The organism is Klebsiella pasteurii (assembly GCF_018139045.1).
Classification (GTDB): domain Bacteria; phylum Pseudomonadota; class Gammaproteobacteria; order Enterobacterales; family Enterobacteriaceae; genus Klebsiella; species Klebsiella grimontii.
The window spans coordinates 4,929,599-4,944,394 of record NZ_CP073236.1; the positions used below are offsets into that span (position 1 = coordinate 4,929,599).

10 protein-coding genes are annotated in these 14,796 nt (G+C 54.2%); 5 read left to right on the forward strand and 5 right to left on the reverse strand.

Annotated features, from left to right (window positions below):
* Positions 1 to 8: 8 nt before the first annotated feature.
* From KCG39_RS23120 to aroP, 3 genes are all read right to left on the reverse strand, one after another.
* The gene (locus tag KCG39_RS23120) at positions 9 to 959 is read right to left on the reverse strand and encodes a glycoside hydrolase family 43 protein (protein ID WP_142468525.1); all 951 of its coding nucleotides are present in this window, start codon (positions 957 to 959) and stop codon (positions 9 to 11) included.
* On the reverse strand, positions 959 to 2,365 hold the full coding sequence (locus KCG39_RS23125; protein ID WP_142468524.1) for a glycoside-pentoside-hexuronide (GPH):cation symporter: 1,407 nt from the start codon (positions 2,363 to 2,365) through the stop codon (positions 959 to 961). The genes KCG39_RS23120 and KCG39_RS23125 overlap by 1 nt, the downstream gene beginning before the upstream one ends.
* Before the next feature lie 176 nt (positions 2,366 to 2,541).
* On the reverse strand, positions 2,542 to 3,912 hold the full coding sequence (gene aroP / locus KCG39_RS23130) for an aromatic amino acid transporter AroP (protein WP_087828456.1): 1,371 nt from the start codon (positions 3,910 to 3,912) through the stop codon (positions 2,542 to 2,544).
* 652 nt (positions 3,913 to 4,564) lie between these two features.
* Between aroP and pdhR the strand changes: the two genes are divergently transcribed.
* The 5 genes from pdhR (at position 4,565) to KCG39_RS23155 (ending at position 12,232) form a co-directional block, all read left to right on the forward strand.
* Positions 4,565 to 5,344: a pyruvate dehydrogenase complex transcriptional repressor PdhR gene (gene pdhR, locus KCG39_RS23135; RefSeq protein WP_004098632.1), complete on the forward strand. Its 780-nt coding sequence runs from the start codon at positions 4,565 to 4,567 to the stop codon at positions 5,342 to 5,344.
* Between the two features lie 241 nt (positions 5,345 to 5,585).
* Positions 5,586 to 8,249 carry a pyruvate dehydrogenase (acetyl-transferring), homodimeric type gene (aceE, locus tag KCG39_RS23140; RefSeq protein WP_004129009.1) on the forward strand — a complete coding sequence of 888 codons (2,664 nt, stop codon included), beginning with the start codon at positions 5,586 to 5,588 and terminating at the stop codon, positions 8,247 to 8,249.
* A gap of 14 nt (positions 8,250 to 8,263) precedes the next feature.
* On the forward strand, positions 8,264 to 10,153 hold the full coding sequence (gene aceF / locus KCG39_RS23145; protein ID WP_087828455.1) for a pyruvate dehydrogenase complex dihydrolipoyllysine-residue acetyltransferase: 1,890 nt from the start codon (positions 8,264 to 8,266) through the stop codon (positions 10,151 to 10,153).
* 207 nt (positions 10,154 to 10,360) lie between these two features.
* A complete protein-coding gene (lpdA, locus tag KCG39_RS23150; RefSeq protein ID WP_004098637.1) occupies positions 10,361 to 11,785 on the forward strand; it encodes a dihydrolipoyl dehydrogenase in 1,425 nt (474 codons plus the stop codon).
* A 162-nt stretch (positions 11,786 to 11,947) separates the two neighbouring features.
* Entirely contained in the window at positions 11,948 to 12,232 is a 285-nt protein-coding gene (locus KCG39_RS23155) for a hypothetical protein (RefSeq protein ID WP_049114774.1), read from the forward strand.
* 50 nt (positions 12,233 to 12,282) lie between these two features.
* Here KCG39_RS23155 and KCG39_RS23160 read toward each other — a convergent pair whose 3' ends face one another.
* Complete coding sequence (locus KCG39_RS23160) at positions 12,283 to 13,083, reverse strand: DUF2950 family protein (protein WP_142468523.1); 801 nt, start codon at positions 13,081 to 13,083, stop codon at positions 12,283 to 12,285.
* A 10-nt stretch (positions 13,084 to 13,093) separates the two neighbouring features.
* Positions 13,094 to 14,686: a DUF3300 domain-containing protein gene (locus KCG39_RS23165; RefSeq protein WP_142446001.1), complete on the reverse strand. Its 1,593-nt coding sequence runs from the start codon at positions 14,684 to 14,686 to the stop codon at positions 13,094 to 13,096.
* Positions 14,687 to 14,796: the final 110 nt, after the last annotated feature.

The window sequence follows — 14,796 nt, forward strand, 5'->3', positions numbered from 1 at the left end:
CAGGACTTTTAATACGTGTCTGCTGCCGGGATGCCGAAATCAGGCATCCCGTTTTCTTGCCAGCGAATGAGCTTCAGGCGCGTATGACGATTTGGATCGTACAGCGGGTCGCCTTCTATTTCGGTGTAGTTACGCGCGTGGTACACCAGCACATCTTCTCTTTCCGGCGTCTGCGTAAAGCTATTGTGCCCGGGCCCATACTGACGATTCTCATAGCTGGTGCGGAATACCGGCTGCGGCGCTTTATGCCAGTTTTCTGGCCGGAGCGGGTCGGCGTTAATGTCTATCCACAGTAAGCCCATGCAGTAGTTTTCATCGGTAGCGCTGGCGGAATAGCTAACGAACAGCTTGTCGCCGTGGAAAAGCACCGCCGGGCCTTCGTTCACCATGAAACCGCGACACTCCCAGTCGAACTCGGGTTTGCTCAACATCACCGGCTTGCCTTTTAGCGTCCACGGGTTTTCCAGCTCAGCCAGATAGAGGTTGGTGTTGCCTTTAATGTCAGGGTCTTTTTGCGCCCACAGGTACCACTGTTTGCCCTGATGACGGAAAGTGGTGGCATCCAGGGCAAAGGTGTCAAACGGCGTTTTTACCTGGCCTTTTACCTGCCATTTACCGGTTAACGGATCGCTGTCCGCGCATTCAAGCGCAAACATACGGTGCTGGAACATCCCCAGTTCATCCAGGTCGTGCGTGTGGGTCGCCGCAAAGTAGATGTACCATTTTCCGTCAATCTCATGCAGCTCCGGCGCCCATATGAGCTGACTCATCGGGCCGCTGTCCGGTTTACGCCAGACGACCACCGGCTGCACGTCGCGCAGGCCTTCAAGAGTTGCGGAGCGGCGGATTTCCAGACGGTCGTACTCCGGCACCGAAGCAATAAAGTAGTAGCTATCCTGATGGCGCAGAATATACGGGTCCGCGCGTTGTTCAATAAATGGATTCGGCCAGTTTTTCATTACGCTTTCCTTACATGTTCGCCGGTTTTCAGGTCCTGATAGTCATTGAGCTCGCTATAGTTGACCCGGCGCTTCTCGAGGTCAGACTGAATTTGCCTCATAAATTCACGGTTAACCTTCAGCATACGCACCACTCCCGCGGTAATCAGATAGCCGACGCCGGGGATAACGCTGAATAGCAGTACGATACCGTTAAGCGCGGATGCGCTTTGCTGTTTCGCGCCGGCATCGTAACCGTACCAGGAGAGGAGAAAGCCAACCATCGCCCCGGCGATAGCCAGACCGACCTTCAGGAAGAACAGGTTGCCGGAGAAGCTGATGCCGGTGATGCGTTTGCCGGTCTTCCATTCACCGTAGTCGTCAACGTCGGCCATTAGCGACCAGTGCAGCGGTGAGGGGATCTGATGCAGAACATTCAGCAGGAAGTAGAGCGCCATGATCATCATGGTGGCGTGCGGGTCGAAGAAATAGAACGCGCAGGAGAAAACGGCCAGTACGATATTGGTCCAGAAAAACACCTGCAGTTTACACCAGCGGTCGGTCAGAACTTTTGCCAGCATACTACCGATCATCATCCCGACCACGCCAAGGCTGATAAACAGCGTCGCGAAGTGGGTGCTTTGTTGCATAACCCAGGTGACGTAGTACATGGTGGCGGCCATGCGAATAAAGCCCGGACAGACGTTGCAAAGCGTTAACAGCAGGATGCGAACCCACTGGTCGTTTTTCCAGACGTCTTTTAGATCTTTTTTCAGCTCGTCGTTGGTCTGGACAGCGGGTTTTACGCGTTCACGGACGGTGGCAAAGCAGAAAAGGAACATGCACATACCGATAAACGCCAGCACGGTCATCGCCATCTGGTAGCCTTTGGCTTTATTCTCACCACCGAACCAGTCCGCCATCGGCAGTAGCGTAAGGGAGAGCAGGAGTGTGGCAATACCGACCATCACGAAGCGATAGGACTGGCAGGCCACGCGTTCCTGCGGGTCATTCGTAATCACGCTACCTAATGAGCAGTAGGGGATGTTAATCGCGGTATAGGTCAGCGAGAGCAGGAAGTAGGTGACGAAAGCATAGATAACCTTGCTATTGTACGTCCACTCCGGCGTGGTAAACATCAGCACGCTGAACAGCGCATACGGGAAAGCAATCCACAGCAGCCATGGACGAAAGCGCCCGTATTTACTGCGGGTACGGTCGGCCATAGCCCCCATAATCGGATCGGTAACTGCATCAATAACGCGTACGGAGAGCAGCAATACGCCTACCAGCGCCGGCGCGAGACCAAAAATATCCGTATAAAAATAGTTAACAAACAACATGATGGCGCCGAATATGATGTTGCATCCGGCGTCACCCATCCCGTAGCCTATTTTTTCTTTAACTGAAAGCTTATTGCCATTCATCGCAGCGATCTCCCCGTGGCGGTATGGAGAGAATTATTAGCCGGGTAATGGACTAATGCGTTGCAGGATAGGGTTAACGATATGGATAAATCGGTTGTCAGGGATAAAATGTGAAGCAGGTAACAATGCACTGTGTCCGCCAACGTCGGGCGGACACAGATTGTAGAGATGCAGGATTACGCTTTAATGGCGCTGGCGGTTTTCTGTTTAAACAGGTAGCCGACGCCGAGAACGGCAATCCACACCGGGATAAGGTAGACAGAAATCGCCATGCCAGGGGTCATCAGCATGATCACCAGTACTCCCGCCATGAACAGCAGGCAAATCCAGTTACCCAGCGGATACAGCAGCGCCGGGAAGCGGGTAACCACGCCCTGCTGCTGCTTAGCGCGACGGAATTTGATGTGCGCCAGGCTGATCATCGCCCAGTTGATCACCAGGGCGGAAACTACCAGCGCCATCAGCAGACCAAACGCGGATTCCGGCGCGAAGTAGTTTATCAGGACGCACAGCGCGGTGACCACAGCGGAGACGAGGATAGTGTTAACCGGTACGCCGCGTTTATCAACGCTCATTAGCGCTTTTGGCGCGTTACCCTGCTGGGCCAGGCCGAACAGCATCCGGCTGTTGCAGTAAACGCAGCTGTTATACACCGACAGCGCCGCGGTCAGGACCACGATATTCAGGGCGTTAGCGACAAAGGTATCGCCCAGCTCATGGAAAATCAGGACAAACGGACTGGTATCGGCGGTCACGCGGCTCCACGGCAGCAGAGAGAGCAGAACGGCCAGCGAGCCCACATAGAAAATCAGAATACGGTAGATAACCTGGTTAGTGGCTTTTGGAATGCTTTGCTCCGGGTTATCCGCTTCTGCGGCGGTAATACCCACCAGCTCCAGACCGCCGAACGAGAACATAATAATCGCCATCATCATCACCAGCCCGGTGAAGCCGTGCGGCAGGAATCCGCCTTGCTCCCACAGGTTGCGTACGGTGGCCTGCGGGCCGCCGTTGCCGCTAAACAGCAGCCAGCCGCCGAACAGGATCATCGCCACGACGGCGACGACTTTGATGATCGCGAACCAGAACTCCATCTCGCCAAACACTTTGACGTTAGTCAGGTTGATCGCGTTGATGGCGATAAAGAAAATGGCCGCAGAAACCCAGGTGGGAATTTCCGGCCACCAGAACTGGACGTATTTCCCGACCGCGGTCAGCTCAGCCATCGCGACCAGCACGTAAAGCACCCAGTAGTTCCAGCCGGAAGCGAAACCTGCAAAGCCGCCCCAGTATTTGTAGGCAAAATGACTAAATGAACCGGCCACCGGTTCTTCAACGACCATCTCGCCCAGCTGACGCATAATCAGGAAGGCAATAAAACCGGCAATTGCGTAGCCCAGAATGATACCGGGACCCGCGTTTTGGATGACGGATGCGCTACCGAGAAACAAACCGGTACCGATAGCGCCTCCCAGCGCAATAAGCTGAATATGGCGGTTTTTAAGGCCGCGCTTAAGCCGATCGCCATGCTGTTGACCTTCCATCATGAAACCTCGTGTGTGGTTATGGTTATTATGTTTGTCCGCGTCATCCTTCAGGTGACTTCTTCGCTGTCCGTCCCTGCCTGATAGCATAGTCAGCGAAATTTCACTGAGCCTGCGCTCCGTTCTGCCCCGAATGATGCAACGCACATATTGTTGTGTTTGTGTAATTATCAAATTCCGTTGATGTACTTATTTCTTTACGCAAGGCGGAGGGGGAATTCATGAAAAGGCCTTTCGTATCATGGAGAATAGTGATAAGCGCCGCTGAATGCACCTGCTTTATGAAGGGATGATGACGATGCGAGCAAAAAGAAACCATTTGTAAATCACACCTCAATATTCCGCACCTGTCTATTATTTGCTACTTATTCGCTTTCATTGAATTAATATTCACCAATTGGTGAGTTGAATCGGTTCAGATAGCGTAATTTTTCGTTTCTATTACGTTAACGCTACCTCTTTGTGAGTAAACACAACATTTGTGCAAGGTTACATTTTTGAAATGTTATTTCTGTAAGGTTGTTAAAACGTGCCGGGTTTAATGATTTCAATCAAAACCTGTATGGACAGAAGGTGAATACTTTGTTACTTTAGCGATACGAACTATGAATTGGTAAGACCAATTGACTCCGGGCTAATGGCAGAGACAGGGAATATGGCCTACAGCAAGATCCGCCAACCAAAACTATCCGATGTGATAGAGCAGCAGCTGGAGTTTTTAATCCTTGAGGGGACGTTGCGCCCCGGTGAAAAACTCCCGCCAGAACGTGAACTGGCAAAACAGTTCGACGTTTCCCGTCCCTCGCTCCGTGAGGCTATTCAACGCCTCGAAGCTAAGGGCTTGTTGCTTCGTCGCCAGGGGGGCGGAACGTTTGTGCAAAGCCGCCTGTGGCAGAGCTTCAGCGACCCGCTGGTAGAGCTACTGTCCGACCACCCTGAATCCCAATTCGATCTGCTGGAAACCCGTCACGCGCTTGAAGGCATCGCGGCTTATTACGCGGCGCTGCGCAGCAACGATGAAGATCGCGAACGTATTCGCGAGTTGCATCAGGCCATTGAGCGGGCTCAGCAGTCCGGCGATCTTGACGCCGAATCCGATGCCGTCGTCCAGTATCAAATTGCCGTCACCGAAGCGGCGCACAATGTGGTGTTGCTCCATCTACTACGCTGTATGGAGCCGATGCTGGCCCAGAACGTTCGCCAGAATTTTGAATTGTTGTACGCCCGTCGGGAGATGCTCCCGCAGGTCAGCAATCATCGTACTCGCATTTTTGAGGCGATAATCGCCGGGGAACCGGAGCAGGCGCGTGAAGCGTCGCATCGTCACCTGGCGTTCATTGAGGAAATTTTGCTGGATCGTAGCCGTGAGCAGAGCCGTCGTGAACGCTCACTGCGTCGTTTACAGCAACGAAAAGATGAGAACTCCGGTTCTTAAGCGCCATTTTTAGAGCGCGGCAACTAAACGCAGAACCTGTCTTATTGCACTTTTAGTTGTTCAAAATAATTTTGGGTGTATCGCGGCGGCAAGCGCGCGAATCCCCGGGAGCATAGTGAACTATGTGACTGGGATGAGGAAGCGAAGCCAACAAAGAGACAGCCAGAAGTATGAAGAACAAAGAGCGCAATGGGACAGGTTCCAGATTAATCAACGATTAGATAGATAAGGAATACCCCCCATGTCAGAACGTTTACCAAATGACGTGGATCCGATCGAAACTCGCGACTGGCTACAGGCGATCGAATCGGTCATCCGTGAAGAAGGTGTTGAGCGCGCTCAGTATCTTATTGACCAACTCCTTTCTGAAGCCCGCAAAGGCGGGGTGAAAGTGGCTGCTGGCGCATCGACCGGCGGTTACGTAAATACTATTGCCGTTGAAGATGAGCCGGAATACCCGGGGAATCTGGATCTGGAACGTCGTATCCGTTCTGCGATCCGCTGGAACGCGATTATGACCGTTCTGCGCGCATCGAAAAAAGATCTCGAACTGGGCGGCCACATGGCTTCCTTCCAGTCTTCCGCAACCTTCTATGAAGTGTGCTTTAACCACTTCTTCCGCGCACGCAACGAGCAGGACGGCGGCGACCTGGTTTACTTCCAGGGCCACATCTCTCCGGGCGTCTACGCGCGTGCTTTCCTGGAAGGTCGTCTGACTGAAGAGCAGATGAACAACTTCCGTCAGGAAGTTCACGGTAAAGGTCTGTCCTCTTATCCGCACCCGAAACTGATGCCGGAATTCTGGCAGTTCCCGACCGTCTCTATGGGTCTGGGCCCAATCGGTGCGATTTATCAGGCTAAGTTCCTGAAATATCTGGAACACCGTGGCCTGAAAGATACCTCCAAACAAACCGTTTACGCCTTCCTGGGCGACGGTGAGATGGACGAGCCGGAATCCAAAGGCGCGATCACCATCGCGACTCGTGAGAAGTTGGACAACCTGGTCTTCGTTATCAACTGTAACCTGCAACGTCTTGACGGCCCGGTTACCGGTAATGGCAAGATCATTAACGAACTGGAAGGCATCTTCGGTGGTGCTGGCTGGAACGTCATTAAGGTTATCTGGGGCGGTCGCTGGGATGAGCTGCTGCGTAAAGATACCAGCGGTAAACTGATCCAGCTGATGGAAGAGACCGTTGACGGTGACTACCAGACCTTCAAATCCAAAGACGGCGCCTACGTGCGTGAGCACTTCTTCGGTAAATATCCGGAAACCGCAGCGCTGGTCGCCGACTGGACTGACGAGCAGATCTGGGCCCTGAACCGCGGCGGCCACGATCCGAAGAAAGTCTATGCTGCACTGAAAAAAGCGCAGGAAACCAAAGGCAAAGCTACCGTCATTCTCGCCCATACCATTAAAGGTTACGGCATGGGTGACACTGCTGAAGGTAAAAACATCGCCCACCAGGTTAAGAAGATGAACATGGACGGCGTTCGCTACGTCCGCGATCGTTTCAATGTACCGGTTGCCGATGCGGATATCGAAAAACTGCCGTACGTGACCTTCCCGGAAGGTTCCGAAGAGCACACCTATCTGCACGCCCAGCGTCAGAAACTGCACGGCTATCTGCCGAGCCGTCAGCCGAACTTCGATGAGAAGCTGGAGCTGCCGACTCTGGAAGATTTCGGGCCGCTGCTGGAAGAGCAGAATAAAGAGATCTCTACCACTATCGCGTTCGTTCGTGCCCTGAACGTGATGCTGAAGAACAAATCCATCAAAGACCGCCTCGTGCCGATCATCGCCGATGAAGCGCGTACCTTTGGTATGGAAGGTCTGTTCCGTCAGATTGGTATCTACAGCCCGAACGGCCAGCAGTACACCCCGCAGGACCGTGAGCAGGTTGCATACTACAAAGAAGACGAGAAAGGCCAGATTCTGCAGGAAGGTATCAACGAACTGGGTGCTGGCGCATCCTGGCTGGCTGCTGCGACCTCCTACAGCACCAACAACCTGCCGATGATCCCGTTCTACATCTACTACTCTATGTTCGGGTTCCAGCGTATCGGCGATCTGTGCTGGCAGGCTGGTGACCAGCAGGCTCGCGGCTTCCTGATCGGTGGTACTTCCGGTCGTACGACGCTGAACGGCGAAGGTCTGCAGCACGAAGATGGCCACAGCCATATTCAGTCTCTGACTATCCCGAACTGTATCTCTTACGATCCGTCTTATGCATACGAAGTTGCGGTCATCATGCACGATGGTCTGGAGCGTATGTACGGTGAGAAACAAGAGAACGTTTACTACTACATCACCACGCTGAACGAAAACTACCACATGCCGGCCATGCCAGCAGGTGCCGAGGAAGGTATCCGTAAAGGTATCTACAAACTCGAAACCGTTGAAGGTAGCAAAGGTAAAGTTCAGCTGCTGGGCTCCGGTTCTATCCTGCGTCACGTTCGTGAAGCAGCGCAGATCCTGGCCAACGACTACGGCGTAGGTTCTGACGTTTATAGCGTCACCTCCTTCACCGAACTGGCGCGCGATGGCCAGGATTGTGAACGCTGGAACATGCTGCATCCGCTGGAAACGCCGCGCGTTCCGTACATCGCTCAGGTGATGAATGATGCTCCGGCAGTCGCATCGACTGACTATATGAAACTGTTCGCTGAGCAGGTTCGTACTTACGTACCGGCCGATGATTACCGCGTACTGGGTACCGACGGCTTCGGTCGCTCTGACAGCCGTGAAAACCTGCGTCACCACTTCGAAGTTGACGCTTCCTACGTGGTGGTAGCAGCGCTGGGCGAACTGGCTAAACGTGGCGAAATCGATAAGAAAGTGGTTGCGGAAGCCATCACTAAATTCAACATCGATGCAGATAAAGTTAACCCGCGTCTGGCGTAAGAGGTAAAAGAATAATGGCTATCGAAATCAAAGTACCGGACATCGGGGCTGATGAAGTTGAAATCACCGAGATTCTGGTCAAAGTGGGCGACAAAGTTGAAGCTGAACAGTCGCTGATCACCGTAGAAGGCGACAAAGCCTCTATGGAAGTCCCGTCTCCGCAGGCTGGCGTCGTTAAAGAGATCAAAGTCTCTGTCGGCGACAAAACCGAGACCGGTAAACTGATCATGATTTTCGATTCCGCCGATGGTGCAGCAGCCGCTGCACCTGCGCAGGAAGAGAAGAAAGAAGCCGCTCCGGCCGCCGCAGCACCGGCAGCCGCCAGCGCGAAAGAAGTTCACGTACCGGATATCGGCGGTGATGAAGTTGAAGTCACGGAAATCATGGTGAAAGTGGGCGACACCATCGCCGCTGAACAATCCCTGATCACCGTAGAAGGCGACAAGGCTTCTATGGAAGTTCCGGCGCCGTTCGCCGGCACCGTGAAAGAGATCAAGATCAACACCGGTGACAAAGTGTCCACTGGATCCCTGATCATGATCTTTGAAGTGGCAGGCGCTGCGCCTGCCGCGGCACCGGCAAAAGCGGAAGCCGCTCCGGCTGCTGCTGCACCGGCAGCTTCAGGCGCTAAAGAAGTTCACGTACCGGATATCGGCGGCGATGAAGTTGAAGTGACTGAAGTGATGGTGAAAGTGGGCGATAAAATCGCCGCTGAACAGTCACTGATCACCGTTGAAGGCGACAAAGCTTCCATGGAAGTGCCTGCGCCATTCGCGGGTACTGTGAAAGAGATCAAAATCAGCACCGGCGACAAAGTCTCCACTGGCTCCCTGATTATGGTCTTCGAAGTGGAAGGCGCTGCGCCTGCCGCGGCTCCGGCCGCCGCCGCTCCGGCTCCTGCTGCAGCACCGGCTCAGGCGGCTAAGCCTGCCGCAGCGCCTGCTGCAAAAGCGGAAGGCAAATCTGAGTTTGCTGAAAACGACGCTTACGTTCACGCAACGCCGCTGATTCGTCGTCTGGCGCGCGAGTTCGGCGTCAACCTGGCGAAAGTGAAAGGTTCCGGTCGTAAAGGCCGTATCCTGCGCGAAGACGTTCAGGCCTACGTGAAAGAAGCGGTTAAACGCGCTGAAGCCGCGCCTGCTGCTACCGGTGGCGGTATCCCGGGCATGCTGCCGTGGCCGAAAGTGGACTTCAGCAAGTTTGGTGAAGTGGAAGAAGTTGAACTGGGCCGCATCCAGAAGATCTCTGGCGCTAACCTGAGCCGTAACTGGGTGATGATCCCGCACGTTACGCACTTCGACAAAACCGATATCACCGATCTGGAAGCGTTCCGTAAACAGCAGAACGCCGAAGCTGAGAAGCGTAAGCTGGACGTGAAATTCACTCCGGTGGTCTTCATCATGAAAGCCGTTGCCGCGGCGCTTGAGCAGATGCCGCGCTTCAACAGCTCCCTGTCTGAAGATGCACAGCGTCTGACGCTGAAGAAATACATCAATATCGGCGTGGCGGTTGATACCCCGAATGGTCTGGTTGTTCCGGTCTTTAAAGACGTGAACAAGAAGAGCATTACCGAGCTGTCTCGTGAACTGACCGTGATTTCCAAGAAAGCGCGTGATGGTAAGCTGACCGCTGGCGAAATGCAGGGTGGTTGCTTCACTATCTCCAGCATCGGCGGCCTGGGTACCACCCACTTCGCACCGATTGTGAACGCGCCGGAAGTGGCTATCCTCGGCGTGTCCAAGTCCGCGATGGAGCCGGTATGGAATGGCAAAGAGTTCGTGCCGCGTCTGATGATGCCGATCTCTCTGTCCTTCGACCACCGCGTGATCGACGGTGCTGATGGTGCGCGCTTTATCACCATCATCAACAATATGCTGAGCGACATTCGCCGCCTGGTGATGTAAGCAAAAAGCCGGCCTGACGGCCGGCTTTTTTCTGGTAATCTCTTCTGCGTTTTGAAGTTACCAGCAATAAAGGACAAAATCGTTTGCCGTTTGTTGTTTCAAAATTGTTAACAATTTTGTAAAATGCTTGCGGATAGAACGTCCCGGTGGACATGGGCGTAAAAACAATAGCGTCAGACCCGCCGGATACAAATAACAGAGGTCATGATGAGTACTGAAATCAAAACTCAGGTCGTGGTACTTGGGGCAGGCCCCGCAGGTTATTCTGCTGCCTTCCGTTGCGCTGATTTAGGTCTGGAAACCGTCATCGTAGAACGTTACAGCACCCTCGGCGGTGTTTGCCTGAACGTCGGCTGTATCCCTTCTAAAGCACTGCTGCACGTTGCTAAAGTTATCGAAGAAGCGAAAGCGCTGGCCGAACACGGCATCGTTTTCGGTGAGCCGAAAACCGACATTGACAAGATTCGCACCTGGAAAGAAAAAGTCATCACTCAGCTGACCGGTGGTCTGGCTGGCATGGCCAAAGGGCGTAAAGTGAAGGTGGTTAACGGTCTGGGTAAATTTACCGGCGCTAACACCCTGGAAGTGGAAGGCGAAAACGGCAAAACCGTGATCAACTTCGACAACGCTATCATCGCGGCGGGCTCCCGTCCGATCGAACTGCCGTTCATTCCGCATGAAGATCCGCGCGTATGGGACTCCACCGATGCGCTGGAGCTGAAAACCGTACCAAAACGCCTGCTGGTTATGGGCGGCGGGATCATCGGTCTGGAAATGGGTACCGTATACCATGCGCTGGGTTCAGAGATTGACGTGGTTGAAATGTTCGACCAGGTTATCCCGGCAGCAGATAAAGACGTGGTGAAAGTCTTCACCAAGCGCATCAGTAAGAAATTTAACCTGATGCTGGAAACCAAAGTGACCGCCGTTGAAGCGAAAGAAGACGGTATCTACGTTTCCATGGAAGGCAAAAAAGCCCCGGCTGAAGCGCAGCGCTATGACGCCGTGCTGGTGGCTATCGGTCGCGTGCCGAACGGTAAAAACCTTGATGCCGGTAAAGCAGGCGTTGAAGTTGACGAGCGTGGTTTTATCCGCGTTGACAAACAACTGCGTACCAACGTGCCGCACATCTTTGCTATCGGCGATATCGTCGGTCAGCCGATGCTGGCGCACAAAGGCGTTCACGAAGGCCACGTTGCAGCCGAAGTTATCGCCGGCATGAAGCACTACTTCGACCCGAAAGTTATCCCGTCCATCGCCTATACCGAGCCGGAAGTTGCATGGGTTGGCCTGACGGAGAAAGAAGCGAAAGAGAAAGGCATCAGCTACGAAACCGCCACCTTCCCGTGGGCTGCTTCTGGCCGTGCTATCGCTTCCGACTGCGCTGACGGTATGACCAAACTGATTTTCGACAAAGAATCTCACCGTGTTATCGGCGGAGCGATTGTCGGCACCAACGGCGGCGAGCTGCTGGGCGAAATCGGTCTGGCGATCGAAATGGGCTGTGACGCTGAAGATATCGCGCTGACCATCCACGCTCACCCGACTCTGCACGAGTCCGTTGGCCTGGCGGCAGAAGTCTTCGAAGGTAGCATCACCGACCTGCCGAACGCGAAAGCGAAGAAAAAGTAAGTTTTTCTTTCAGGCAAAATCAAAAAGCGGCTCAGTGAGCCGCTTTTTTTATAGTTGATGTTTAGAACTGTGTCGCCGTTAATAAAAGTGCATACCTTATTAATTCTCAAAAAATAATAACTATATAAACTTATAGGTAGTTAACTATGCGTGAGGTATGCGATGAAAAGACTTTTAACCACCACTCTGCTGGCGGCAACGTTGGCCTCTGGTATGGCCTGCGCGGCGGATGCCGCGATTCCCTGGGCTGATAACAGCGGCGGTACCGAAAGCACCCATATTGCCGCTATGGGCCAGGATTTGAATAGGCAACATCAGCAAATAACGAAGACCAGCGAAGGCGTATGGGCGGCGAACTCCGGTAGCATCAGCGCTGATGAAGCGGCGTTGACCAGCACTAAACCGGCTTTTGCCGGCTACCCGTCTCTGATGCCCCATCAGGGCTAAGCCAATGTAGTGATATTGCCCGGCAGCGCCATCGCGCGCCGGGCATTTTACTATTGATGGATGGCCTGCCAGCCGGAATCAGGCGAAAACTGAGAAATCGCCAGCGCCTTGCTCTGCGTTTCATCACCTAAATTAGCCTGATAAACCTCATCATTTTGGTCAACCATAAAGCTCATGATACCGGTTTTTCCCCATTCAACCGGCCATGCCAGCAGGGCGACACCCTGATTCTCGCCGTCTTTAATTATGCGGAAACGGTAGCCGTGATAGCCCTCGCCGGGTTCTATGGGACTAAATGCCGGTCCTAACGGGCTGGGCGCTTCACCGGGAGCGGTTGGCCAGTAGAGGCCATCTTTCTTGCCATCACTGCTGATAATCTTCTGCGCCCAGGTGTGGTTTAACCGATAGAAATCTTGCTGGGCATCAACGTAAGCATGCATTGCCTGAATGGCTGACAGCTCATTGCGGCCAATGGCGCGAGTCAGGATCTCATCTCCAGCAGCGGCCATGTCAAAACGCCAGCCGCTCTTATCCTGAATTATGGGGATCGGTAGCCGCCATGCTTCCTGACCCACCTCCAGCCAGGCGCTATCCTGTTGCTGAACGATACGATGGCTCACTTTCCAGTCACGTTGAAAGCGATCGACGGCGTCAGGGGCAATGCCATCCGGCGGTAAAAACTGCTGCCAGCTATCGCCGAGCAGCCCGTTGAGCGCTGATTCATCATGCTTGCCGATCGCCTCGACCAGCGCGCTGGCGGCCAGTTCCGGAGAGGTAAACTGCTGTTGAGCCAACGATATAGCGGGTGCCAGGGTCAGGGCCAGCAGAGTCATTGTTAATAATTTTTTCATCTGATTATCCTCAGCGGCGGCGCAGTTCATGATGTTCCGAAAGATGTTCTCTGGCCGCGCTGCGCTGCTCGCTGCTTAAACCTGAGATATGACGGCTCTGCAGGCCACGCTCCTGCTGCGACTGCCAGGAAGGCGAACGGATATCGTTACCGCTCAGGGCATTGGCGTGCAGGTTATTCAACTTCTGCTGACGTTGTTCGGGCGTTGCGGCCCGGACCTGTTCACGGCGCTGTTGCTGCTGCGCTGTTGGATGCTGAATTTGCGATTTTACCGCTTCCCGATGCTGCTGTTGTACGGCGTTATGTGTCACCGCCGGCGTGGCGTCATAGCCGCGATAGTTATTGCGCTGGGTTACCTGATGCAGCTGCTGCGATGCGACTTGGCGCTGGGCATCTCGGGACGGCGCGCGAGCAAGCGAGTTATCCGCCGTAGCCGCAGGCCCGGTATGCTGCTGTAGCTGAGTCATGGCTGCCTGACGCTGCGCGTTACGATCGACGGGTTGATGTTGGGTAGTGCTAAGCCCGCCGGGAACATTGGTCTGATGGTAATGCTGCGCAATGTTGTTGTTCGGGTACGGAATATTGCCGCGATAGGCCGGATTATGTTGCCAGTTAACGTGATTTCCCGGCAGATTCTGCCCGGTAATATGGTTGAAATTATTGACGTTGATATTGATATTATCGCCGTTGTGCGAGTAGCCGCCGTGATGATCATCATCATGGTGGTAATCGTCATCGTCATGATGGTGATCGTCATCATCCCAGTCGATGCTGCTGAACAGGGCGTAGGTGGTGGCGACGCCTAGGCTATAGCCAAAACCTTTTACGAAGCTATTGGTGAACTGTTCACCCGGGGGCGGCGGCAGGTAGACCGGCGGGTAGGCCGTGTTAGGCCAGGCGCCGTAAACAACAGAAGGGTTATAGGCCGGCACGTACACCACGTTCGGATCGGTGGATTCGATTTTAATCACCTGGGCGGGGGCGGAGGATGTCACGGCGCTGCTGCTGCGGGAGGTACTGGTCGTCGACGTTGCCGGGACCGCAGCGTTTGTGGCGGTGATGACTTTCTGCTGCGGCGTGGATTTCAGCGTTCCGGTCTGCTGGGCGATGGCGCGTAAGCGCTGCACTGAATCCATGACGTCCTGCGGCTGGGCGAGAAATGCGTTACCCAGGTTTTCTACCCACGGCGCATTTTCTCCCATTAACGCGAGCAGGGAAGGGAAGGCGACCAGCGATTTTACGCTGGGATCCCAGGGCTGGCTTGCCACCGCTTGTACCGCCGCATCCCCCTTCATTGCAGGATTATCCTGCGACCACTGCACCGCCTGAACGACGTTACTCGGATAGGTCGCAGCCATCAGCACCTGTGACAACAGATTGTCCGGATAGAGCGCGATTGGCGCGACCCACTGGTCTATCTGCGCGGGGGTATAGGTTGCGGTAACCGGCTGAGCGGCGGTGGTTGCCTGCGCCGTCTGCGCAACGGCGGGGGGCTCGGGAACCGTTTGCGGCTCCCGGCTTTTGACGTAGAGCGTACCCGCGGCGGCTAATAGCCCGGCGCTACAGAGCAGCGCGAGCAGATGGGGTTTGAAAGGCAGCGTCATAAGGACTCCCGGCACATAGATTGGCCCGTTTTGACAGAGTATTGTCGAAAAGCGGGGGATTGCCTGAGTATAAAGAGCGCGAATTTGCGTTTTTGATTTTAGTTGGGTTT